Origin of the sequence: Streptomyces sp. NPDC058796, assembly GCF_042745235.1 — a bacterium.
Taxonomy (GTDB): domain Bacteria; phylum Actinomycetota; class Actinomycetes; order Streptomycetales; family Streptomycetaceae; genus Streptomyces.
Genome location: NZ_JBHYOP010000010.1, coordinates 305,728 through 330,201, shown reverse-complemented (window position 1 = coordinate 330,201; position 24,474 = coordinate 305,728). Strand labels below are relative to the sequence as shown.

The window sequence follows — 24,474 nt, the reverse complement described above, 5'->3', positions numbered from 1 at the left end:
ATAGTTAGTTTGTGGCCCGCGCAACACATACCTCTCTCCATAGGGAGTTCTCATGTCCCGCACCACCTCCCTCCCAACGGGCACCGCGCCACCGGCCACCGCTGCCGCGAAGATCTTCAACCACCCCCGCAACGCCTGGTACGTCGCCGCCTGGGACCACGAGGTCACCGGCAAGCAGCCGCTGGCCCGTACGGTCGCCGGCGTGCCACTGGCCTTGTGGCGCAACACCGAGGGCCGCGCGGCAGCTCTCGCGGACGCCTGCTGGCACCGGCTCGCCCCGCTGTCGAAGGGCAGGATCCTGGGCGACGAGCTGCAGTGCCCGTACCACGGCCTGCGCTACAACGCGACCGGTCGCTGCACCGGAATGCCCGCGCAGGAGACCATCAACCCCAGCGCGGTGGTCCCCTCCTACCCCGTCGTCGAGCGTCACCGGTACGTCTGGGTCTGGGTCGGCGATCCGGACCTCGCCGATCCGGCCACCGTGCCCGACATGCACCAGATGGACGACCCGGCCTGGGCCGGCGACGGCGAGACGATCCACGCCGACTGCAACTACCAGCTCATCCTCGACAACCTCATGGACCTCACCCACGAGGAGTTCGTGCACTCCTCCAGCATCGGCCAGGAAGAGTTGTCCGAGGCCGAGTTCGACGTGACCCATGAGGGCAACACGGTGACCGTCACCAGGTGGATGCGCGACATCGACGCCCCGCCTTTCTGGCTGAAGAACATGCGGGACAAGTTCCCGGGCTTCTCCGGCAGGGTCGACCGCTGGCAGATCATCACCTTCGAGGCGCCGGGCACGATCCGCATCGACGTCGGTGTGGCGAAGGCGGGCACCGGTGCGCCCGAGGGGGACCGCAGCCAGGGCGTCAACGGGTACGTGATGAACACGATCACCCCCGAGACCGACCGCAGCTCCCACTACTTCTGGGCGTTCATGCGCAACTACCGCCTGGACAGCCAGACCATCACCACCCAGCTGCGCCAAGCGGTGCACGGGGTCTTCGGCGAGGACGAGGAGATGCTGCGCGCCCAGCAGCGCGCCATCGACACGAACCCCGAGCACGAGTTCTACAGCCTCAACATCGACGCCGGCGGAATGTGGGTACGCCAGATCCTCGAGCGCATGCTCGCGGCCGAAGGGCGCCCCTCCTCCGCGCCGGCCGCCGGTCAGGGGGCCTGAGATGGCGGTGCAGACACAGACTCGCCGGCAGCGGGCCCGGGTGGTCGAGGTCTCCGACGTCGCCGACGGGATCCGCCGCATCGTCCTGGCCCCCGAGCGGCCCGAGCACGCCGCGCCCGGAACACACATCGACGTGGACATCGAGACCGGGGACGGCGCCCGCCGGGTGCGTTCCTACTCCGTGGTGCGCTCCGAGGACGGCGGCCGCCGCATCACGCTCAGTGTCCGGCTCTCCCCCACCTCGTCGGGTGGCTCGGCGGCGATGCACCGGCTGAGGGCCGGGGACGAGCTGACCGTCACCGGGCCGCTGCAGAACTTCCCCCTCGCCGTCGGCGCCGCCCGCTACGTACTCGTCGCCGGCGGCATCGGCGTCACCGCGCTGGTGGCCATGGCCTCCGCGCTGCGCCGGCGCCGCGCCGACTACCAGTTGGTACTGGTCGGCCGCAGCCGCGCCTCGATGGCGTACGTCGACGAACTGGTCACCGAGCACGGCGACCGCGTCCGCGTCCACGTCGACGACGAGGGCACCTCGCTGGCGGTCGACGACCTCGTCGCCGGTATCGCCCGGACGCCCGCCGCCGCGGGCACCGAACTCTACATGTGCGGCCCGATCGGGCTCATGAACGCCATCTCGGGCAGCTGGGCCGAGCACGGCCTGCCGGCGACCAATCTGCGCTTCGAGACGTTCGGTTCCAGCGGCCGCTACCCGGCCGAGGAGTTCCTGGTACGCCTCCCCGACCTCGACCGGGAGATCACCGTCGCACCCGACACCTCGATCCTCGACGCCCTGGGGGCAGCCGGGGTCGACACGCTCTCGGACTGCCGCAAGGGCGAGTGCGGTCTGTGTCTGGCGAAGGTGATCGACTCCACCGGCCCCATCGACCACCGCGACGTCTTCCTGAGCGAGCCCCAGAAGGAACGCTCCAACAGGCTGTGCCTGTGCGTCTCGCGGGCCGTGGCATCCGGCAGCGGCCCGGACGATCCCGCTGTCCTCTCCCTCCGCCTCACCTGAGCCGGTGCACCACCGGGTCCGCACGGACCCCTCACCACCTGGACACCCATGATCACCGCACGCATCTCGCAGGCACCGATGAGCGGCTACCAATGGCTGATCGTCGCCCTGTGCACGTTCATGAACTGCCTGGACGGCTTCGACGTCATGGCGGTCGCCTTCACCGGGCCGTCGGTCACCGAGGAGTTCGCGCTCAGCGGCTCAGAGTTCGGCCTGCTGGTCTCGGTCGGCCTGATCGGGATGGCGATCGGCTCGATGCTGCTCACCCCCTTCGCCGACGTCATCGGCCGGCGCCCGCTGGTCCTGATCAGCCTCGCCCTCGGCACAATCGGGATGTTCGGCGCGGCGGCGGCACCGTCGGCGACCGTGATGGGCGCCTTCCGCCTCCTCACCGGCATCGGTGTCGGAGCCATCCTGGCCAGCACCAACGTGATCGCCAGTGAGTTCTCAAACGCCAGGAACCGCGGTCTGGCCATCGGCATCTACACCGCCGGATACGGCGTGGGGGCCACCGCCGCGAGCCTGGTCGCCAAGGCCACCGTGGGCGGCGACTGGCGGATCGTCTTCTACGCCGGCGGTGTCGGGACCCTGCTCGCCCTGATCGTCATCGCCCTCATCCTGCCCGAGTCGGTCGCCTTCCTCGAGCAGCGCCGTCCGAACCGCGCGCTGGAGCGGATCAACCGGACACTGGCCCGGATGCGGATGGAGTCCGTCACGGACGCCGACCTCGACCGGGCGGCCGCCACCCGGCTGGACACCGAACGGGCCGGCTCCGGATGGCTCAAGCAGCTGCTGACCCCGACGATCCTGCTCTGGCTCATCTTCGTCACGATCATGTTCGGCTTCTACTTCGTCAACAGCTGGACCCCCACGCTCCTGGTCGAAGAGGGCCTCTCCGAGAGCGCGGCGGTCACCGCCGGCATGGCGATCTCGATCGGGGGCACGGTCGGCTCGGTCCTTTACGGCGTCGCCGCCCGGGTGCGTACACCGCGCACGGTACTGATCGGATTCTCCCTGCTCTCGGCCGCAATGATGATCGTCTTCATCGTGAGCACCTCGGCCCTGTGGCTCGGATTCGGCATCGGCGTCGTCGTCGGTGCTCTGATCAACGGCTGCATCGCGGGTGCGTACACCGTCGGTCCGCCGCTTTACCCGACCAACGTCCGCAGTGTAGGCATGGGCTGGGCACTCGGGATGGGACGTATCGGCGCCATCCTGTCCCCGACCGTCGCCGGCCTGCTCAAGGACTCGGGTGCCTCCGCGACGCAGCTCTACGTCGGTGCCGCCATGGTGGTCGCCCTCTGCGCACTCGTCCTGGTGGGCCTGCGCCGGTACGACCCCGAGTCCAGTCCCGCGGCGAAGGAGGCACTCGCCGTCTGACCCTGCTCTGCCCGCGCCCCGCCGTAGGCGCGGTCAGTCAGGGAGGTTCGTGACGGTGAGGCCTCCGGTGGGGTTGGCCTGGGCGGTGACTCGGGCTCTCTTCGCGATCACGGGGCGGACACCTCGCTGTCAGAGCAGGCGGCGGTGCTCGTCGTGGTCGTAGCCGCGGTCGGCCAGCAGTGCGCCGGGGCATCGTCGGGCCGTGCGGTCCGGTCTCCTGATCAGGCTGGACTGACGTTTTCTGCCTGCGGGCCCCTGTCACCCTGGGCGACGTCGAAGCTGACCTTCTGGCCCTCGTTGAGCTCCCGATAACCACCGCCGGTGATGGCCGAGTAGTGGACGAAGACGTCCGGTCCGCCGCCGTCCTGCTCGATGAAACCAAAGCCCTTCTCCGCGCTGAACCACTTCACTGTGCCAGTGGCCATGGCCTGTCTCCTTCACTGGGGAACGGGAGCGGGGCAGCCCTTTGCCAACCCGCCACGTGATCGATCTTCGCCGTCGGTCCAGGTGCTGGGGGGGGCGAAAGGCGGGTCACCGCGCCGTACCGCCCCGGATGCAGGAGCCCGGCCACCGGCCGAGCCGTCACGCCCGTGACGACGCAGGCAGCCGGCCACCGTGCGACGTGTGTGGTGAAGACCGCACAGGGAACGGGGCCCACCCCCTTGTCGCCGTTGTTGCGTCAGGATGCAGCTCTCCTCCCACGGTGGAACGGTCGGCATTCCGTGTCAAAACATGCAGGCAGAACACCCAGACCGCCGGAGCCGGTGAGCTGACGTATGCAGCGGCCCCGAGGAGGTCACGGGGAACGAGAGACTTCACAAAGTCGCTGCCCGCTGCGGACGAAGGTCGGAGACGGCCAAGCGGGTCAAGGACGCCGAGCTGCGCAGTCCGATGGAGAGCACGGGTCCCCTGGGCCGAACGGCACAGAGCTTCGAGCCTGCCCTCACCCTGGGCACGCGCGGGCGAGGTGGCGGGTGGGTCGGTGCGCTCGGCGTCGTACTCCCAGGGCAGGGCGCCGGGCGGCCGAATCCGGCGGGGACCTGGCGGCGGTCCTCCACGTCCGTCGGACCTGTTCTGTTCGCGGGCCAAGGGGCCCGCCTTCGAAGCTGGTGGGCGCCCTGTCCTCTGATGGTTCGCGCCTGTTCCGTCGGGTCAGGCGACCGCGGGAGCGCCGAGCATCACGGACGCCCGCTCGACCGGGTCGACGATCCGCGTGCTCACGGTGGCGGCCTCCGGAGCAGTGCGGCAGGTGAAGCCGAGCCGTGCCATGGCCCGGAACACTTCGCCGCTGCTGAAGTCACGCCGGTCTTGACGGGTGATGACTTGGCCGACCTGCTTGGCGGGGTAGTGGCGGCGTCCGATGATGACCGAGTCCCCGGTGACCGGCTCGGGCTTGACGTCCTTCATCGCTTCGAGCACGCCACCCTTGGTGAGCTCGAACGGGAAGCGGGCGATGACACAGCGCATGATGCCTCACAGAGAGAAGAGGGACGGGGGCTGACCGTGGTGAGGCGGTTCAGCGGGACAGGGCGACGATGCCCAGGGGATTGCCGTGCTCGTCGACCACGGGCAGGGACCCGAGCCGCCAGTGACGCATCGCCTGCTCGGCCTCGGCCACCGAGGACAGCGGGGAGGCCACGGGCCCGTCGCTTCCGGCGATGTCGCGCAGACGGACCCGGTCCGAGTACCCGGATCCGTCCCGTACGGCGGTGAGCCGGTCCCAGGTGACCAGATCGGTGTACTGGCCGTCCTGGTCGCAGACCACGAGGTGTCCCGTGCGGGCGGCGGCCATGACGGACAGCGCCACCTCGACGGTCATGTCGTCCCAGACCTGGGGTCCGGCCGCGTCCATCGCGTCGGCGACCGTCCTGAGCGCGACGTCGGTGTTCATCGGGCGGGGTTGCGCGTGGACCAGCGTCAAGAAGTGCCTCCGCGGAGTTGGGTCAACTGATGGCTCGTCCTTCTGAACAGGATGGTTCTAGGCTGCCGAGTCGGTGGCGGACCGCCCGCCGGGCGCGTACCGGGCCGCCGGAACCGGGCGGCGCCGTCCCCGTGAGGCGGCGCGCCTCTTGGGGCGCTCGACGACCGGGGCGGTGATGACGACGGGGACGCCCGAGGGGGCCTGGGCGCCGGTGATGCGGTGCAGGGCTTCCGCGCCGGCGCGGACCTGAGTGGTCTGCGGGACGATGCCGGCCGTCGCCATGAGGCGGGTCATGGCACGGCGCTGATTCGGGGTGACCAGGGTGACGACGCTGCCGGACTCGCCGGCGCGGGCCGTGCGGCCGCCGCGGTGGAGGTAGTCCTTGTGGTCGGTCGGGGGGTCGACGTTGACGACGAGGTCGAGGCTGTCGACGTGAATGCCGCGCGCCGCGACGTTGGTCGCCACCAGCACGGTGACGTGCCCGTTCTTGAACTGCGTCAGCGTGCGGGTGCGCTGCGGCTGAGACTTGCCGCCGTGCAGGGCGGCGGCGCGTACTCCGCTGCTGAGCAGGTGCTCGGTGAGGCGGTCGACGGCGTGCTTGGTGTCCAGGAACATGAGCACCCGGCCGTCGCGGGCGGCGATCTCGGTGGTGGCCGCGTGCTTGTCGGCACTGTGGACGTGCAGCACATGGTGCTCCATCGTCGTGACCGCGCCTGCGGACGGGTCGACGGAGTGCACGACGGGGTCGCTCAGGTAGCGGCGTACCAGCAGGTCGACGTTGCGGTCCAGGGTGGCCGAGAACAGCATGCGCTGGCCTCCGGGACGCACTTGGTCGAGCAGGGCGGTGACCTGCGGCATGAAGCCCATGTCGGCCATCTGGTCGGCCTCGTCGAGGACGGTGACCCGCACCTGGTCCAGCCGGCAGTCGCCGCGCTCGATGAGGTCCTGGAGACGTCCTGGGGTGGCGACGACGACCTCGGCGCCACCGCGAAGCGTGCTCGCCTGCCTGCCGATCGGCATCCCGCCCACGACCGTGGCCAGGCGCAGCCTCACCGACCGGGCGTACGGCGTGAGCGCGTCGGTGACCTGCTGCGCCAGCTCACGCGTCGGTACGAGGACCAGACCCAGCGGCTGCCTGGCCTCGGCTCGCTGTCCGGCCGTGCGGGCCAGCAGGGCCAGCCCGAAGGCCAGGGTCTTGCCGGAACCGGTACGGCCCCGGCCCAGAACGTCGCGACCGGCGAGGGAGTTCGGCAGGGTCGCGCCCTGGATCGGGAACGGAACGGTCACGCCGGCCGAGCCGAGCGCGGTCAGCAGTTCCCCGGGCATGTCGAGGTCGGCGAAGCTCGCCACTGCGGGAAGCGCGGGAGTGATCGTCCTGGGCAGCGCGAACTCTCCCCGAACAGCGGCGGGCCGGCGACCGTGTCCGCCGGAGCGGCTCGGGCCGGCCGATCGGCGTGCGGCCGGCGAACCGAAACGGCTGCCGCCCCTTCCGGAGTCGGCACTGCCGCTGCGGGCGCGGGCCATACGGTCGTTCGTGTGTGTGCGGTTCATGCGGAACCTTCCTCGACGCGGCACATATCAAGGAATTCCCGCGCAGTGAACGCCAGGAGAATTGCAAGAATGGGCCGGTGGGCCTTAATGGCGAATCTGGCCAACGGAGAACCTTCGCACAGGCGCAGGGTGCTGGCATGGATGGCGCGGTGTGGGCTCGATATTCTGAGCGTCCACCGCGCTGCAGCGATGAAGGCTGCGGCCGCGTCCCGGAGAACGATCCGTGGCGGTGAGCCAACGATGTCCGGGGCGGCGTCCACAGGCGAAATCCCTGCGGGAAACGCATGTAGCTGGGGCCCGCACCCCGAAGGATGCGGGCCCCAGCTACAAGTGTGTGACAATCAGCGTCAGGCGGGAACGATGTTCTCGGCCGTCGGGCCCTTCTGGCCCTGCGCGATGTCGAAGTTCACCTTCTGGCCCTCGAGCAGCTCGCGGAAGCCCTGAGCGGCGATGTTCGAGTAGTGGGCGAACACGTCAGCGCCGCCGCCGTCCTGCTCGATGAAGCCGAAACCCTTTTCCGCGTTGAACCACTTCACGGTACCAGTAGCCATGTCTTTTCTCCTTCGGGGCAGTGCATACGAGGTCCGCACCTTGCGAACCTCATGTCGCCGCGATGATCACCCCGTCCGGAAAAAGACCGGAGATACAAAAGCACTTCCCTCTGCACAGCGGCAGACGGAGAGCACTTGAAGTTCGGGAACCACAACTGCAACTGAGAACGACAGTAGCACACCGTGGCAGCCCTGACGCGTTACGCAATTCTCCTCTGTTTTTTACCGCAAGGAAGCTGCCCGCACGTTTCGCAAAAAGCTCTTCCCGCGAGTACAGATATTCCCTCGAGGGCAAACAGGACCGCGCCTTCCCGATCCGCCGCCGCGCCAGCATCCTCGGCGCCTCCGCGAGGCGGCATGGTGAAGCGATCGGCAAAGGAGGGGCTTTCCGCCACCGAGGAGGCAGCCCCAACCACCCCCTCCGCTTAGTGACCCACATCACATCCGGCTCCTGTCAGCAACCGACGTGCCATCTCGTTCAAGGGGCACGCGAACGAGACAGGAGCGTCACCATGAAGCACCGCATCGTCGTACTGGGCGCCGGATACGCCGGAGCCTTCGCCGCCGGAAACCTGGCCCGCCGGCTGTCCCCCGCCGACACAGAGATCACCGTCGTCAACGCCGTGCCCGACTTCGTCGAGCGGATGCGGCTCCACCAGCTCGCCATCGGCCAGGACCTCGCGTCACGCAAGCTCACCGACGTATTCGCGGGCACCGGGATCCGGCTCCGCCTGGCCCGCGTCACCGGTGTCGACCCCGAGCGCAGGACCGTCGCCGTGACCGACGAGGACGGCGACGACGAACTCGCGTACGACACGCTTCTCTACGCGCTCGGCAGCTCAGTAGCCCGTCATGACGTCCCCGGCGTGGCCGAGTACGCGTTCGATGTGACCGGCGTGTCCTCGGCGCTGCGTCTGCGTGAGCGCCTGGCCGGCCTGGGCGAGGGCGGCACCGTACTGGTCGTCGGTGAGGGCCTGACCGGCATCGAGACCGCCACCGAGTTCGCCGAGTCCCGGCCGGACCTCTCGGTCGCGCTCGCCGCCCGCGGCGAGCTGGGTGCCTGGCTCTCCCCGAAGGCCCGCCGTCATCTGCGCCACGCCTTCGACCGGCTCGGCATCACCGTCCATGAGCACACCGGCGTCGCAGCCGTCGAGCCGACCCGGGCGATCGCCGCCGACGGTACGTCCGTCCCGGCCGACGTGACCGTGTGGTCGGCGGGGTTCGCCGTACACCCCATCGCGGCCGCCAGCGGCTTGAAGGTCGCGGAGACCGGCCAGATCGTCGTCGACCGCACCACGCGATCGGTCTCGCACCCGGACGTCTACGCCGCCGGTGACTGCGCCTACGCGATCGGCGAGAACGGCCGGCCGCTCCCGATGTCCTGCGCCTCCGCCGGCTGTACCAACATGCAGGCGACCGCAGCGATCATCGCGCGCCTGACGGGCAGCGCGGTCCCGACCACTGGGCTGAAGTATTACGGCAACCACATCAGTCTCGGGCGACGGGACGCGATCTTCCAGACGGTGGACGGGGACGTCCGGTCGAGGTCCTGGTACCTGGGCGGCCGGACCGCCGCTTGGCTCAAGTCGGGCGTGCTCAAGGGGGCCGGGTGGGGTGTCGCCCACCCGACCTTCGGCATGCCGAAGCGCAAGCGCCGCCTGTCCCCCGCACCTGACCGGGCCGGTGCGAGGGTCGCCGCATAGGCTCCTCCGCATGGACAGCGCAGCCGTCGATCGGTTCGAGGCCAGCCGGGGCCGGCTGGCCTCCCTGGCGTACCGTCTCCTCGGCTCGGCCTCCGACGCCGAGGACGCCGTGCAGGACGCGTTCCTGCGATGGCAGGCCGCGGACCGTGAACGTATCGAGGTACCGGAGGCGTGGCTGACCAAGGTCGTCACCAACCTCTGTCTCGACCGGCTCCGCTCGGCGCAGGCGCGCCACGAGCGCGCCGCCGGAGACTGGCTGCCCGAGCCGCTTCTCGAGGGCGACCCGATGCTCGACCCTGCCGACACATTCGAGCAGCGCGAATCGGTGTCCTTGGCCGTACTGACCCTCATGGAGCGCCTTTCGCCGGTCGAGCGGGCCGCCTACGTCCTGCGCGAGGCCTTCTCGTACCCCCACGCCGAGATCGCCGCGATCCTCGACATCACCGAGTCCGCGAGCCAGCAGCATGTCCACCGGGCACGACGGCGGGTCGCCGCCGAGCGTCGCGGCGGCGACGAGGTGGACCCCGCGTCCGCGCGCCGGATCGTGGAGGAGTTCCTCGCCGCGGCCACGTCCGGACGCACCGAACGGCTGGTGGCGATGCTCACCGCCGACGCGACCGCGGTCTCGGACGGTGCCGGACTGGCCAGGCGACTGCTGCGGTACAAGACGCGCGAGCGTATCGCCTCGTACGTACGGGCCGGCTTCAAGCCCACACCGGCGAAGCGGCGGTTGGCCGGCGGCTCGCCCGCGATGCACTTCGCGCTGGTCAACGGCTCCCCCGCCATCCTCGCCGTGGTCGACGGCCGGGTCGTGGGCGCCGTGGCGTTCGAGGTCGCTGGCGGCAGGATCGCCTCCCTGCGCGGCATCGCCGCCGCGAACCGGCTCGCGCGCCTCAATCAGGCGTGGCGGCAGCACGAACCCGGTGCGCCGGTCATCAACGCATGGTGACCAGAGCGACCGGAATTCAGTGAGCTGGTCAGGGCGAGGACGATTCGCCTTCGACGCCGGCGTCGAAGGGCAGGCCGCGTGCGGGCCGAAGTCACTGCAGCGCGCCGGTCCACCATGCGGCTCCGGACCGCGCCACCTCGCCTGATGCGCCCGAGCGACACGCCGGTTGCGAGTGACCCGCCGTGACCTGCGAGGGTATCGGCCGTTTACCTGTGTGGGCTGCTGTCTGAGCCCGGTCCGTACCCCCACACACGCAAGGAGCAGCTCCTGTCATGACCGTTCGTCGTGCGTTCCGGCGCGCTGTCGTCGCCGCAAGCGTGATCCCCGCCGCACTGCTGGTCGGCCACACCCCCGCCCAGGCGGTGGAACTGCCGCCCGCGTGCCAGGCAGCCCTCACGGAAGCCCAGGACAAGTTCCCCGTCCAGCAGTTCACGGTCCCCGACAAGGTCAAGACCGCCATCCTCGACGAGCTTGCCGCGCTCGACGAGACAGACCAGAAGGCGCTCACCGAGACCGCGTGCGCGGCGTGGAACAAGTGGGCCACCGCGAACGGGGCGGCCGTGGCCCGGAACCTGGACACCCGCTACCAGAACACCGACGGGCTGGCGTGCACCAAGTTCACCACCGCGGCCATCGGAGCGCTCAAGAAGTACGCACCGACCATCCCCGCGGAGACCCGGGGCCTTGAGACCGTGGCCAAGAAGGTCTGGGGCAACGCCATGCAGACACTCTCCGTCGAAGCGACCAACGCCACCTGCCGGCAGTCGTACGGCAGCGTGAAGGCCGGCTGGTAGCACACCGTCCCCGGGGTGGCACGCGTGCCGCTCCTCCGTCACGCACCCGTGGCCGGGCCGGCTCTGGCACCCACCGCCTCCGCCGGTCCGGCTGCGGCCCGCCGCTCGGCGGAAACCGCACTGTGAGGTCCCTGTGTCCGACGATCACACTCCCGCGACGGTCGGTGTCCTCGAGGCCCTGGAACCGGTCGTGGCCCGTCTGCTCGACCGCCACCTCGCCGCCGCCAGATCCTGGTTCCCGCACGCCTACGTACCGTGGAGCGAAGCGACCGACTACGACGGTCCGCTGGACGGCGAGCCTTGGCGGCGCGGCCAGTCCCTGATGTCGGCGGCCGTCCAGGACTCCTTCACCGTCAGTCTGCTGACGGAGGACAACCTCCCCAGCTACCACCACGAGATCGCCACCGTCTTCGGCCGGGACGGCGCCTGGGGCACGTGGGTGCACCGGTGGACCGCGGAGGAGGACCGGCACGCCTACGCCCTGCGCAGCTACCTGCACGCCCGTCGCGCCCTCGATCCCGTACATCTGGAGGAGCAGCGCATGGCGCACCTGTCGCGCGGCTTCGACAGCGGCCGGCCCGGTGTGCTGCACAGCCTGGCCTACGTCACCGTGCAGGAGATGGCGACCCGCGAGGCCCACCGCAACACCGGCAAGGCCTGCGGAGACCCTCTCGGCGAGCAGCTGACGGCCCGGATCGCGGCCGACGAGAACCTGCACATGCTGTTCTACCGCGACCTGTTCCGGGCGGCGATCGACCTCGATCCGGACGCCGCGGTCACCGCGCTGGCCGGCGTCATCTGCGACTTCCGGATGCCGGGAGCCAACCTGCCCGGCTTCCAGGAACGGTCCCTGCGGATCGCCGCCGCCGGCATCTACAACCTCGACATCCACCGTGAGCACGTCCTCCTGCCCTTGCTTCGCACCCTCGGAGTGTGGGGGCGCACCGACCTCACGGCCGTCGGCGACCAGGCACGCGAGCGCATCGGGCTGCACCTGGAGCAGGTACAGCGGAACGCCGCCCGGTTCCGCTCGGTCTTCGCTCGGATGAGCCCGGACGTCGTCGGCGGCGCCTGACCGCCACCCCCGCACGGCCCTCTCAGACAGAGCCGACCGGGTCGAGCGCGCCGCGCAGATCCCGGGCGAGGCTCTGGGCGACCTCGGGCCACCGGTCGTCGATGTAGAAGTGCCGCCCGGGGTAGACACGGTGACGGACGCGGCCACGGCTCAGCTCGGACCAGGTACGGGCGGCGTCCTGCGGGACGACGGAGTCCTCGCGTCCGCCGAACACGCTGATCGGACAGTCCAGCGGTGCCTCCTCCCGGTACCGGTAACGCAGGTAGACGCTCACTTCGCGCTTGAGCACCGCGTTGGCGCTGGACGCGTGCAAGGCCCGCTGCGCGGCCAGTTCCCGGAACAAGGGCAGCAGGCGGTGGAGCGGACGTGTCCGCAGTTCGGCGACCAGCAGGTGCCACCCGTGCGGTGGCGGGGTGGCGGAGACCGAGAGCAGCGTCGGCTGGGCCAGGGCCCGGCGTCTGAGGTGACGGGTCGCCTCGAAGGCGAGCAGTCCTCCGCCGCAGTGGCCGAAGAACGCGAAGGGGCGGCCGGCCGCGTCCCGGTCGACCTCCTCCGCGAGCCTGCGGGCCAGCTCCGGCACGTCGCGCACCGAGGGTTCTCGCAGGCGCCGCCCGTATCCGGGCAGCTCGACCGGGTAGGGCTCCACCCAGCCGGGCAGCTCGGGCACCAGCGGCAGGAAGAAGGAGGCGGGCCCGCCCAGGAAGGGCAGGCAGTACAGCCGTACCTCGGCACCTGGACGGGGTACGCCGGCGGCGGTCCAGGGAGAGGGGGGCGAGGTGGGGCGGAAGCCGTCGTGTGGGGTCACCGGGCAGTCCTCGCGTTCGGTGGGAGGGACCGGTCCCCGGCGGGAAGGCCGGTCCGACGGGTGCAGGCCCGTCGACGGTCGACGGGCGGTATGAAGCGGAGAGACCCGCGGGCGGGCGGGGTCCGCGTGGGGGGGGGCGGCGCGGTGCCCGCGGCCGCCGACTGCGGCGGTGCGGGCACCGGGTCCTCGGTCAAGGTCGTGTCATCGGGGCCACCACCGCTCGGGGGCCTGTCTGCCCAGGACCCGTCTGCTGGGCCGGCAGTGACCCGGCGGTGCTCCGGGCGGCCTGCTGCCTGAGGACCAGGTCGGCCAAAGCCGTCAGGGTGGGGTTGGCGATCGCCTCGATGGCGGGGATCTCGCAGTCGAAATGGCGCTGCACCAGGACGGCCAGCTCGGCCGCCATCAGGGAGTCCATCCCCAGGTCGCCCAGCGGCCGCTCCATCGGCACCCGCTCCGGAACTGTCTGCAGGACGGTGGCGGCCAGCTCGGCCAGTGCCCTCAACGCCAGTTCCCGGGCCTGACCGGGGTCGAGGACGGCCAGCTGCCGGCGCAGGTCGCCGCCGCTGTGCCCGGCCACGTCCTGCGCCGGCGCCAGGACCAGGCTCAGCCTGGGAGAGTCCGCGGCCGGGCAGAACGAGCGCAGCGCCTCCCACGTCATCCGGCCCACGGCGACGACCTCGGCCGGCTCCGTGAGGAGCCGGCCCAGACGCCCGTGCGCCTCACGCGGCGTCAGCAGGCCCATGCCCTTGCTCTCCAGCATCCCGGTCAGTTCCAGCCGGGCCACGTAACCCGCCTCGTCGATGCCGCCCCACTGCACGGCCAGCGCGGGCTCCCCCCGTCGGCGACGGGCGCGGGCGAGGGACTCCAGGACGGTGTTGGCACCGGCGTACGGGGCCTGATGGGGGTTGCCGATGAGCGCGGCGGCCGAGGAGTACAGGACGAACAGGTCGAGCCGCCTGCCACGGGTCAGCTCGTCGAGGACGAACGCCCCGCCCACCTTAGGGGCGAGCACCGCCGCGAGGCGCGCGTCGTCCAGGTCGGTCAGCGGGGCGTCGTCCAGGTGCATCGCGGCGTGCACGACACCGCGCACCGGATGCCCGCCACGGTCGGCGTCGTCGAAGACGTCGCGCATCGCCTCGATGTCGGTCGCGTCGGCGGCGTGCGCCGTGACCCGTACCCCTCGGTCGCGCAGTTCCCGCAGCAGCTCCGGGGCGCCGGGCGTCCGTTCGCCCCGGCGTCCGACCAGGGCGAGGTGGCGTGCGCCGCGCTCGGCGAGCCAGCGCGCGGTGGACGCGCCGAAGCCGCCCAGTCCGCCGGTCACCAGGTAGGTGCCCTCCGGGTCGGGCGAATGCCTTGCCGGGTACGGGGCGAGGGGCGGCGCCTCGTCGAAGGCGATGACGAGCTTGCCCACGTGGTGCGAGTGCTGGAGCAGCCGGAAGGCCTCCGCGGCCTCGGCGGCGGGCCGCACCCAGTGCGGCACAGGTTGGAACGTGCCGTCGGCGATGCCCTCGGCGAGCGGGCCGACGTGCTGTTCCGCCCGGTCCTGGTCCTCCAGCACCATCTCGTTGAGATCGACGGCGCAGTAGGACAGGGCGCGCTGGAACGGGCCCAGCAACAGGCGCTCGTTGGCGACGAGGTCCCGCTTGCCGAGTTCCACGAAGTGGCCGCCGGGCTTCAGCAGTTCCAGGCTGCGGGTGACGGCCTCCCCGCTGAGCGAGTTCAGGACCACGTCCACGCCGCGTCCGCCGGTGGCGTCGAGTACCTGCTCGGCGAAGTCGAGGGTGCGCGAGTCGGCGACGAGGTCGGCGCCCAGCAGGCGCAGCAGGTTCCTCTTGTGCTCCGTGCCCGCGGTCGCGAAGACGCGGGCGCCGACCCGCTGCGCGTACTGGACGGCGGCCAGGCCCACGCCACCGGCGGCCGCGTGGACGAGGACGGTCTGCCCCCGGCTCAGCCGGGCGGCGTGACCGAGGCCGTACTGGGCGGTGAGGAAGGCCAGCGGGAGTGTGGCCGCCGCGGTGAGGTCCATCGCGTCGGGAACCCGGCACACGGCGCGCGCGTCGACGGTCAGGTGCGAGCGCAGGGCGCCCCGGAACAGGGCGCAGACGCGGTCGCCGGGGGCGAGCGAGGACACTCCGTCGCCGACGGCGGTGACGATCCCGGCGCACTCGTAGCCGACGGGGTGCTCGTCGCCGACGGCGGGCTGCGGTGGGAGCACGGACTGCGCCTGGAGGACGTCACGGTAGTTGAGACCGGCCGCACGGACCTCGAGGGACACCTCGCCGGGGCCGGGCGGCGCGGGCGCCGGGGCAGGGCGCCACACCAGGTCGTAGGCCGGCCCCGGCCGTCGCACGTGCAGGGCGTAACCACCCGGCTTCTGCGTGGTGCACGAGGCGGGCCCGCCCGGACGGTCGGTCACCCGCGTCACGAACCGGCCGTGTCCCGTGGTGACGATCTCGTCCTCCTCCCCGGCGTCCAGCAGTTCGGCCGCGATCCGCCGCACGGCCTCCGCGCCGCCCTCGTAGTCCGCTGCCAGCCGCCGCACGGTGATCCGGGCGTGCTCGTTGGCGAGGGAGCGTGCCGCGCCCCAGGCCGCGGCGGCGGGGGCGGAGGCGGGCTCCGGCACGGGCGTGGCACCGGCCGTCGGAGCCACCAGCCACAGCGCGCGGGAGACGTCCGAGGGCAGGCGCGACAGCAGGGCCGACGCGTCGCGCAGCGTCGCCGTGTACCGCACGCAGCGGTCGGTGATCTCGCGGGCGGTGGGCGCCGTTACACCCGGACACGCCACGTCCGGGTCGGTGACCAGGACGACGGCGACCGTGGACGCGTCCGGGCCGCCGCCCGCCAACAGGCCGGTCCAGGCTCCCGGGCCGGTGTCCGGCCCGGTCCGGATCACCGTGCCGCCGGCCGCCTCCAAGGACGCGGCCAGCCCGGCCGAGAGGGCGCAGCCCGGTTCCCCGACGACGATCCAGGCGGATCCCTCACCCGCCCGGGGCAGCGGCGGCACCGCGGCGGCGCGGGGGCGGGGCGCGCGCCGGGCGCTGAGTACGGAGGCGACCCGCTCCAGCCCGCCGCCCACGTCGGTGTGCGCGGCGTCGCCGAAGCCTGTCTCCTTGAGCAGTTCGCGCCAGCGTTCCCGCGGCAGCAACGGGGTGCGGGGTCGTTCGGCGAGGTCGGTGCGGCCCCAGAAGCTCTTCAGGAGCCCGAAGACCAGGGCGCAGGCAGCCGTGTCGTGCATCTCCTGCACCAGCAGGTGGCCGTCGTCCGTGAGGAGGAACGACAGCCTGCCCAGGGCGCCGCGCACGTCCTCGGTGGCGTGCAGGACGTTGGAGGCGATGACGACGTCGAAGGACCCCTCGGCCCAGCCCTGTTCCCGCGGGTCGCGGTTGAGGTCCAGCGTGCGGTACTCAATGAAGTCGTGGGCGGCGAGCCGTCCCCGTGCGCGGGGGAAGAAGGACTCGGAGACGTCCGTGAAGACGTACTGGGTACGCTCGCGCGGCAGGTCGGGTGCCACCACCCGGGTGGTGGCACCGGTGCCGGCACCCACCTCCAGTACACGCAGCGGGCGGTGGGCGGGCCAGGTCCCGGCCAGGGCGCGCACCGCGGACCGCAGGGCGCGGTGCGCGGCCTGCGACTGGAGCGAGGACGTGTACAGCTCCTCGGTCAGGTACCGGCCGGACTCGGAGAACAGCAGCTCCAGCGGGTCACAGCGCCCCGTCAGGACCTCCGGCAGCAGCCGGCCGCACATGCCGTACGCGGTCAGCTCCGGGCCGCGCCGCAGCGGGCCGGCCGCCAGCGCGCGTACCGTCTCCTCGGGGCGGCCGGGAGACAGGACCCGGCAGGCGCCTCCGGTGCGGAAGGCGTCCGCGCCCGCCACGAGACCGTACTCCTCGGCCACCTCCAGCAGGACGCCGAGCAGGGGCTCGTACTCGGGCAGCACGCCGGCGCCGCTCAGCCCGGCCCAGCTGGGGCAGTCCTCGCCCGGCAGGATCTCCTCGACGGCGCGGACCGCGAAGTGCGCCGTCACGCGCTTGAGCGCCTCCGTGAGTTCCAGCGCCCGGCGCTTCTCGGACTCGGACAGGACCACGTCGACCGGGGCGGCGGTCACGGTCCCCCCGGCTCGTGGGCCGGGGAGCGGGACGGAGGCCGTGCCGTGCTCAGGACGCGGAGCGGAGCGCAGTTCGGTGACGCACTCGCTGACCGCCGGCCGGACCCCGGTGTCGAAGCGGCGCAGCCGGCAGCCGAGCAGTTCCACGCAGACCGCGCCGTCCTCGTCGACGACGGTGACGTCCCAGACGGCCTCGGCGGCGGTGGCGGACCGCGCGCGCACCCGGACTCGACCGGTGGCGGCCGGCGGCCGCCAGAGGCGGACGGTGTCGACGGCAGCGGGCAGGAAGGCCGTCTCGTCGGCACCGTCCAGCAGCACGGCGCCGGCCTGCAGGGCGCCGTCGAGGATCGCCGGGTGCGCGAGGTAGCCGGTGGTGTCGAGGTGGTCGGCCCGGTAGCGGGCCGACGACTCGAGGCCGTCGGTGCGAACGTGCTCGAGGACGCGGAAGGAGGGACCGTAGTCCAGTCCCCCGCGACGGGCCCGGTGGTAGACCTCGTCCGCCGCGGCGCCCCGGGGCAGGTCGCCGTGCCGCCCGTCGTCGAGTCCGCCGGGGGCGCGGCCGAGCAGGCGCCGGACCCGGCCGCGGGCGTGTGCCCGCCACGGCTGCCCGGGCCCACCGGACCGGCTCGCCACGCGCACCACGCCGTCCTCGTCGGAAACGGAGGTGTGCAGCCAGACGTCCAGGTCCGGGTCGTCCCAGGGCAGGGTGAGCGGCTGGAAGGTCAGCGCCGTGACTTCCAGGGGGCCGTCGAGGATCCGGCTCCCGGCCGCGAGGACGGCCTCCACGTACCCGGCCGCCGGCATCAGCACCGCGCCGGACACCTTGTGGTCGGCGAGCCACGGCAGCCGGACCGGGTCGAGACGCTGGTGCCAGCCCGGCTCCAGGGCCGCTGCCCGTTCGCCGAGCAGCGGGTGGTCCAGGACGCCGCTCCCGCAGGTGCGGGTCCACGACGTGGCGGGTGGCAATGGGTGCGTCTCACGCTGCCAGGCGTACGGCGGCAGATCGGTGACGTTTCCGGGTACGGGGAAGAACGCCGACCAGTCCCCGGCTCCGGCGGCCAGGACACCTCCGACCGTGTCCTCCAGAGCGTCCGCACCCCGGCCGTGGCGGCGCAGGGTGGGCAGGACCGCTGCCGGGACGCCCGCCGACTCGGCGGCGCGGCGCAGGTACGCCGTCAGCACCGGGTGCGGTCCGACCTCGACGAGCGCCCCGCAGCCCTCCTGCAGCACGGCGGCGACCGCTTCGGCGAACAGCACGGGCCGCCGCAGATTGCGCCACCAGTACCCGGCGTCCAGACCGGTGCCCTGCTCGGCGTGCCGGAGCCGTCCGGTGACGGTGGAGGCGAACGGCAGCCGCAGCGCTCCGGGGCGCAGATCGGCCAGTGCCGCCTTCATGGGCTCGGCGAGCGGGTCCATGTGCCGGCTGTGGAAGGCGTAGTCGAGGTCCAGCGGCCGGAAGAACACGTCCCGCTCCGCGAGGTGCTGCCCCAGCTCCTTCAGGGCCGTCTCGTCACCGCTGACGGTCACGTCGCGGACGCTGTTGACGGCGGCGATCTCCAGCTTCCCGCGGTACGGCAGCAGCAGTGCGCGGGCCTCACCCTCGGGCAATCCCACCGCCGCCATGCGGCCGCTGCCGACGGTGGTGGCCTGCAGCCGGCTGCGCTCGGCCACCACCCGCGCGGCGGCGGGCAGGTCCAGCGCCCCCGCGGCGCAGGCGGCGGCGATCTCGCCGACGCTGTGCCCGAGCACCACGTCGGGGCGCACGCCCTGTTCTGCCAGCGCGGCCACCAGCCCCCATTGCAGGGCGAACAGCGCCGGCTGGGCGACCTCCGTGCGCTCCATGCGCGAGTTCCCGCCCGGCGCGGCCAGTTCGCGGGCCACCGACCAGCCGAGCAGCGGGGTCAGCGCGGCGTCCGCCTCCGCGACGGCGGCGCGGAAGGCGGGCACCGCGGCCATCAGGTCGGCGCCCATCCCGTGCCACTGCGACCCGTTCCCTGAGAACGCGAACACCACCCTTGCGCTACCGGGTCGCCCGGTGACGGGCGGCGGCGGTACGGCCGGGGAGGCGGCCCGGTCCCGCAGCCGGTCGGTGGCCTCTTCCGGTGTGCGGGCCAGTACCACCGCGCGGTGCGGGTGCGCGTGCCGTCGGCGGCAGGCGGTCCAGGCGGTGTCGTAGAACGCGTCGGGTCCGACGGTCTCAAGATGGTCGGCCGTCCGGTGCAGGGCGGACGTCAGGGCTTCCTCGGTACGGGCCGAGACCAGCACGGGCAGCGCGCCGCCCCGCGGCCGGGCGGCCTCCGCCGGCGCGGGGGCCGGAGCGGGCGCCGCTCCGAGCAGGACGTGCGCGTTCGCGCCGCCGAACCCGGCGGAGCTGACCCCGACCGCCCCTCGGCCCTCACAGGGCGGCACCGGCCTGGCGGTGACGGCCGGTTCCAGTCCGAGCCCGGCGAAGTCGATGTCGGCGGACAGCGGTTCGGCGTGGAGGCTGGCGGGGATGTGTCCGTGGCGCAGCACCAGGCACGCCTTGAGCAGCCCCGGCATGCCCGACGCCGCCTCCAGGTGCCCCAGGTTGCTCTTGACCGAGCCGATGGGCAGCGGCCCCCGGCTGCGGGCCGCTGCGAGGGCCCGTCCGACCGCCCGGCACTCGGCACGGTCCCCCGCCCGCGTCCCGGTGCCGTGCGCCTCGAAGTACACCAGTTCGTCCGGGGACACGCCGGCGTCCCGGTAGAGCGTGCGCAGCAGTTCCTCCTGCGCCTCGCTGCTGGGCAGGGCCATCCCCTGCGTGTGCCCGTCGCTGTTGACACCGGAGGACCGGATCACCGCGTGCACCCGGTCGCCGTCGGCGAGCGCGTCGGCGAGCGGCTTGAGGAGGACCAGTGCCCCGCCCTCCGCCCGTACGAATCCGTCGGCGTCGGCGGAGAAGGCCCGGCACCGGCCGGTCGGGGACAGCATCGACGCCTTGGCGAACCCGACGTAGGGGTGGGGATCGAGCAGCAGACCGATGCCGCCCGCGAAGGCGGTGCGGCTGCGGCCGGTGCGCAGCGCCTCGCAGGCCTGGTGCACCGCCGTCAGGGCCGACGAACACGCGGTGTCGACGGTCATGCTCGGGCCTCGCAGGTCGAAGACGTGCGACAGCCGGTTGGAGACGATGGAGTTGGCTCCGCCGGTCATGGTGTAGGGGCCGGTCTCGTCCGGGACGGTTCCCATCAGGGCCAGGGCGGACGACCCCGCGCAGCCGACGAACACGGCGGTGTCCGTGCCCGCGATCCGGTCGGCGTCGAGCCCGGCGTCGTCCAGCGCCTCGACCGCCATCTCCAGCAGCAGCCGCTGCTGCGGGTCCATGTGGGCCGCCTCGCGCGGAGAGATCCCGAAGTAGGAGGCGTCGAACCGGTCGTAGTCCTGGAGGAACCCGCCCGCGACGGTGTACGTCTTGCCGGGGCGGCGGGGGTCCCGGTCGAGGAACCGGGAGGTGTCGAAGCGGTCCGCGGGGACCTCGGTGACCAGGTCCCGGCCCTCGCTCAGGGCCGTCCACAGGCCGTCCAGGGAGGTGATGCCCCCGGGAAGGCGGCAGGCGGCTCCGACGAGGGCGATCGGTGTGTCGTGCCCGGGGACGGGGACGGGGGACGTGGGCAAAGCGGTCTCCTTGAGGTCATGGGACGAGAGCGGGGGCCGGCCGTTTCCGGTGGCGGACGGCGGTCAGCGCAGGGCCGCCGCGACGTAGTGCCGGTCGATGACGGGCCGGTCGGCACAGGCGAGGCCCATCCGGGCCAGAGCGCGGTCTTCGTAGGTGCGGGAGAACGACAGCCAGCACGCGTACGCGGGCAGCGCGAGCCGCACGTCGATCGATCCCGGCGCGGAACGCCAGGTGGTGTCCACGGGGACGCCGAAGTGGTCACCGAGGGCCGTGACCACCTCGGTCACGGGCAGGTCGCGCGGGTTGACGACGTGGCAGACGCGGGGCCGGTCCCCGCACCGCCGTCCGGCGGCCTCCGTCATCACGTACGCGGCGTGCTCGACCGGCACGACGTTGGTCCTGGCGCCCTCGGGCACCGGCAGCGTCACCGGCCCGGGATGCCGGCGGAGTACGGCACCCACCCGCTCCGCCAGCACCTGAAGCGGATGGCGGGGACGGTCGGGGTGCGCGGGGCGCAGGGTGGCCAGGCAGCTCGGGCGGAAGACGACGGCCCGGCCGCCGTGCTCGGACACCCAGCGGTGCACGAGCCTCTCGCTCTCGAACTTCGACTGCTCGTACGGGGTGTTGAAGCCGAAGGAGGCGTCGAGCTCCCTCTCCTCGACGATCCCGTCGGGTCGGCCTCCGGCCACGGCGACCGTGCTGACGTGGCACAGCAGTGGCGCCCGCTCGCCGGCCGTCAGCAGACGCAGTACGTGCCGTGTCCCGTCGAGGTTCGTGCGCCGCGCTCGTTCCAGGTCCGCTGCGAAGGAGATGTCGCCGGCGCAGTGCCACAGGACGTCGATCCGGTCCGCGAGCCGCAAGAAGTCCTCGCGTCCCAGCCCCAGGAAACCGTCCTCCAGCACGATCTCCAGCGTCTCCACGCGGGTACGCGCCATCCGCAGTTCCTCCGTGCCCGCGCCGCAGGTCCGCAGGAACCGTTCCACGCGCACGGTGGCCGGCAGCGGATGCCGGCGCGCGAGCAGCAGCAGCCGCCTTCCGCGCGCCAGCGCTTCACGCACCAGGTGCAGGCCGAGGAGCCCGGTGGCGCCGGTGATCGCGGTCAGCACGCACGCTCCCGCGTTCCCGCGCCCGACCGGCCGGTGGCGGGGACCGCCCCGTCCGCCGGGCTCCGGGCCGGACGCGAACAGGGGGCCGCTGAGGACATCGCATGACTCACGCGTCGGACAGTAGCCGAGCGAGTGCACACCGTGACGCCGGTCCTGAGTGTTCACCCTCCGGGGTGATCACCGGCCGCCGGTCCGCCGGCAACCGCCGCCGTCAACGGCGCATCGGCGGGCGGCCATTCGGAGGCCGGGCTGCCACGGGCGCCCGCGGCCGGCCGCCCGTATCCCGCACCGAGGCCCGCGCGCCCGGTCCGTCGTCAACGCGCGCGCTGTCCCGCATCACCCCTTCGAGTCGTCACCGTGGAGGGCTCCGGTGGTCCCGGCGGGCCTGTGCCGCCCGGCTCCTCGCCACCCCCGCCACCGGCCGGAGGGTCCGGACGCACCGGACGTCCCGGTTCGCCTGTGGTAGCCAATGGCCCTCGACAGCGACGCGGAAGGGAGGCGCGGGTGCGCCGAATCGGAGCATTCGTGGTGCGGTACCGGTACGCCGTGATGGCCGGGTGGCTGGTGCTGGTCGCCGCGAGTCTCGCCGCGCTCCCCTCCCTGTCCCGGATGCTGCAGCCACCGGACATCACGGTCGACCGGTCCGCCTCGGCCGCCGCGTCCGAGCTGATCGCCGAGCGGTTCCCGGACGTCGGCGGCCGGCAGGTGATGCTGGCCTTCACGTCCCGCACACTGCCCGCCGACGATCCGGCGTACCGGCGCACCACCCGTGCCGTCAGCTCCGCGATGTCGGAGCACGCGAGGGTGGGGGCCGCGCTGCCGGTCCCCCGCGCCGAGGGCCAGCACCCCCGGCACGCCTACGTGATGCTCGGCGTGACCGGTGCGACGGACACCGCCCGCCGGGTGCTGCCGGAACTGGACACCCGCGCGAAGGAGGTCGCCCGCGCGCGTTCGGACGGCGCGGTGTCCGTCGCCCTGGTGGGCCTGGACCCGGTCCTGTCCGAACTGGCCCGTGCCACCACCGAGGACCTGCGTTCCGCCGAGACGTACGCCGTGCCCGCGGCGGCCCTGCTGCTGGCGGTGGGGCTCGGATCCGTGGGCGCCGCAGCGCTGGTCCTGCTGCTCGCCGGCACCGCGATCGTGCTGAGCCTCGGCGTCCTGACGCTGACCGGGCTCTCCCACGGCGTGGACGCCACCGCGGTGACCGTGGTCGCCACCGTCGGCCTCGGCGTGGGTCTGGACTACGCCCTGCTGATGACGCTGCGGCACCGCCGGCGCCGGGCCGCGGGCCTGCCCCCGGAGCGGGCCGCCGAACAAGCCACCGTCACCGCCGGGGCCACGGTCGCGCTGGCGGGCACGGCCGTCGTCACGACCGCCGTCGGCCTGTTCCTGACGGACATCGCCTACATGCGGGCGCTGGCGCTCGCCGCAGTGCTGGCCGCCTCGACCGCCACCCTCGCGGCGCTCACCCTGATGCCCGCGCTCCTCGCCTCCTGCGACCGGGTCCTGGAGTGGGGAGCGATGCCCTGGGCGCGGGCGGGACGCCGCCGTCCGAAGGCCGGCCCCACCGTCTGGGAGCGCTGGACGGGCCACCTGCTGCGGTATCCGGGACGCTACGCCACGGCGGCGGTGCTGCTCCTGCTGCTGGCCGCGGCCCCGGTGCTCGGGCTGCGCACGGCGCTGCACTTCGACCGGGCGGTCCTGTCCGGCACCACGCTCGGCGACGGGCTGGCCCGGATGGAGGACGACCAGGTCGCGAGCCTGACGCTGGTCGCGCTGCCCCACCCCGAGGGCGCCGGATCGGTCGAGACCCAGCGCCTGACCGCCGAACTGCGTGAGGATCCGCGGGTGTTCCTCACCACCGCGCTCGACAACGGCCGCGACCTGACGCTGGTGCTGATCGGTGAACGCCAGGCCCCGGACACCGCCGCCGCGGCTGCCCTGCAGCGGCACCTGCGCGAGGACCTGGTGCCCCGCCTGCTGCCCTCCGGACAGCCCGTGGGGATCGCCGGACCGGCCGCGACCGTCCACGACCTGGCGGCCGAGGTCGACGATCAGGTGGGGCTGGTGCTGGTGGTGATCTGCTGCGGCACCTTCCTGCTGACCTTCCTGGTCTTCCGTTCCGTCGTCGTGCCGTTCAAGGCGATCGCGATGAACCTGCTCTGCGTCGCCGCCGCCTTCGGGATGCTCGCCCTGACCGCGCCCGTCCTCGGTTACCCCGCTGTCAACCCGCTGCTACCGCTGATCGTGCTCACCTTGGTGTTCGGTCTGTCCATGGACTACGAGGTCTTCCTCGTCCACCGCATCGCCGAGCACTACCGGGCCCACGGCGACAACGCCGCGGCCGTCCTGCACGGCCTGCGCCGCACCGCGCTGCCCATCAGTCTGGCCGCGGGTGTGCTCGTGGTGAGTCTCACCGGTCTCCTCAGCGCCCACCGCCAGGACCTTCGTCAGATCGGTTTCGTGGTCATGACCGCCGTGGTGCTGGACGCCACCGTCGTCCGTATGGTGCTGGCACCCGCCCTGATGCGGCTGATGGGACGCGCCAACTGGTGGCTGCCCGGCGGACTGGGGCGCCTGCTGCCCGCCGGCGACGCCGCGGTGCGTCTGCCCGCACAGACGGGTGCCGTGCCCACGGCCGACCGCCCCCGGGTGTGACCCGTGCGGCGCCGCGCCGCCCCTACGGGCGCCTGACGCCCGTC

16 protein-coding genes are annotated in these 24,474 nt (G+C 72.6%); 8 read left to right on the top strand and 8 right to left on the bottom strand.

Annotated features, from left to right (window positions below; translation table 11 throughout):
* Positions 1–52 precede the first annotated feature (52 nt).
* Genes ACFW47_RS25830 through ACFW47_RS25820 form a run of 3 tightly spaced genes read left to right on the top strand, consistent with a single transcriptional unit; the run spans position 53 to position 3,578 of the window.
* A complete protein-coding gene (locus ACFW47_RS25830) occupies positions 53–1,186 on the top strand; it encodes a Rieske 2Fe-2S domain-containing protein (protein ID WP_386283828.1) in 1,134 nt (377 codons plus the stop codon).
* Position 1,187: 1 nt separating this feature from the next.
* Positions 1,188–2,198, top strand: coding sequence for a PDR/VanB family oxidoreductase (locus ACFW47_RS25825; RefSeq protein WP_386283831.1), 1,011 nt, complete (start codon positions 1,188–1,190; stop codon positions 2,196–2,198).
* Positions 2,199–2,246: 48 nt separating this feature from the next.
* Positions 2,247–3,578, top strand: a complete 1,332-nt coding sequence (locus tag ACFW47_RS25820) for an MFS transporter (protein ID WP_386283834.1) — start codon at positions 2,247–2,249, stop codon at positions 3,576–3,578.
* Between the two features lie 221 nt (positions 3,579–3,799).
* Here the strand turns inward: ACFW47_RS25820 and ACFW47_RS25815 are convergent, their stop codons facing one another.
* The 5 genes from ACFW47_RS25815 to ACFW47_RS25795 all read right to left on the bottom strand — a co-directional run bounded on the left by ACFW47_RS25815 (position 3,800) and on the right by ACFW47_RS25795 (position 7,601).
* Positions 3,800–4,003: a cold-shock protein gene (locus tag ACFW47_RS25815; protein WP_386283838.1), complete on the bottom strand. Its 204-nt coding sequence runs from the start codon at positions 4,001–4,003 to the stop codon at positions 3,800–3,802.
* Between the two features lie 727 nt (positions 4,004–4,730).
* Complete coding sequence (locus tag ACFW47_RS25810) at positions 4,731–5,045, bottom strand: SCO5918 family protein (RefSeq protein WP_386283841.1); 315 nt, start codon at positions 5,043–5,045, stop codon at positions 4,731–4,733.
* A 49-nt stretch (positions 5,046–5,094) separates the two neighbouring features.
* Entirely contained in the window at positions 5,095–5,469 is a 375-nt protein-coding gene (locus ACFW47_RS25805) for a CBS domain-containing protein (protein WP_386283843.1), read from the bottom strand.
* Positions 5,470–5,556: 87 nt separating this feature from the next.
* On the bottom strand, positions 5,557–7,050 hold the full coding sequence (locus ACFW47_RS25800) for a DEAD/DEAH box helicase (protein WP_386283846.1): 1,494 nt from the start codon (positions 7,048–7,050) through the stop codon (positions 5,557–5,559).
* Between the two features lie 347 nt (positions 7,051–7,397).
* Positions 7,398–7,601, bottom strand: coding sequence for a cold-shock protein (locus ACFW47_RS25795; RefSeq protein ID WP_042169227.1), 204 nt, complete (start codon positions 7,599–7,601; stop codon positions 7,398–7,400).
* 512 nt (positions 7,602–8,113) lie between these two features.
* Between ACFW47_RS25795 and ACFW47_RS25790 the strand changes: the two genes are divergently transcribed.
* The 4 genes from ACFW47_RS25790 (at position 8,114) to ACFW47_RS25775 (ending at position 12,122) form a co-directional block, all read left to right on the top strand.
* On the top strand, positions 8,114–9,304 hold the full coding sequence (locus tag ACFW47_RS25790) for an NAD(P)/FAD-dependent oxidoreductase (protein ID WP_386307274.1): 1,191 nt from the start codon (positions 8,114–8,116) through the stop codon (positions 9,302–9,304).
* A gap of 10 nt (positions 9,305–9,314) precedes the next feature.
* Positions 9,315–10,253 carry a sigma-70 family RNA polymerase sigma factor gene (locus ACFW47_RS25785; RefSeq protein ID WP_386283851.1) on the top strand — a complete coding sequence of 313 codons (939 nt, stop codon included), beginning with the start codon at positions 9,315–9,317 and terminating at the stop codon, positions 10,251–10,253.
* 272 nt (positions 10,254–10,525) lie between these two features.
* Positions 10,526–11,047: a hypothetical protein gene (locus ACFW47_RS25780; protein ID WP_386283854.1), complete on the top strand. Its 522-nt coding sequence runs from the start codon at positions 10,526–10,528 to the stop codon at positions 11,045–11,047.
* A gap of 133 nt (positions 11,048–11,180) precedes the next feature.
* Positions 11,181–12,122, top strand: a complete 942-nt coding sequence (locus tag ACFW47_RS25775; protein ID WP_386283856.1) for an acyl-ACP desaturase — start codon at positions 11,181–11,183, stop codon at positions 12,120–12,122.
* Positions 12,123–12,144: 22 nt separating this feature from the next.
* Here ACFW47_RS25775 and ACFW47_RS25770 read toward each other — a convergent pair whose 3' ends face one another.
* The 3 genes from ACFW47_RS25770 to ACFW47_RS25760 form a co-directional block, all read right to left on the bottom strand.
* The gene (locus tag ACFW47_RS25770; RefSeq protein WP_386283858.1) at positions 12,145–12,927 is read right to left on the bottom strand and encodes a thioesterase II family protein; all 783 of its coding nucleotides are present in this window, start codon (positions 12,925–12,927) and stop codon (positions 12,145–12,147) included.
* Between the two features lie 190 nt (positions 12,928–13,117).
* Entirely contained in the window at positions 13,118–20,665 is a 7,548-nt protein-coding gene (locus ACFW47_RS25765; protein WP_386307273.1) for an SDR family NAD(P)-dependent oxidoreductase, read from the bottom strand.
* A gap of 63 nt (positions 20,666–20,728) precedes the next feature.
* On the bottom strand, positions 20,729–21,772 hold the full coding sequence (locus ACFW47_RS25760; RefSeq protein ID WP_386307271.1) for an SDR family oxidoreductase: 1,044 nt from the start codon (positions 21,770–21,772) through the stop codon (positions 20,729–20,731).
* 504 nt (positions 21,773–22,276) lie between these two features.
* On the opposite strand from ACFW47_RS25760, the gene ACFW47_RS25755 reads away from it, so the two are divergent.
* Positions 22,277–24,430, top strand: a complete 2,154-nt coding sequence (locus tag ACFW47_RS25755) for an MMPL family transporter (RefSeq protein WP_386283869.1) — start codon at positions 22,277–22,279, stop codon at positions 24,428–24,430.
* The last annotated feature ends 44 nt before the right edge of the window (positions 24,431–24,474 follow it).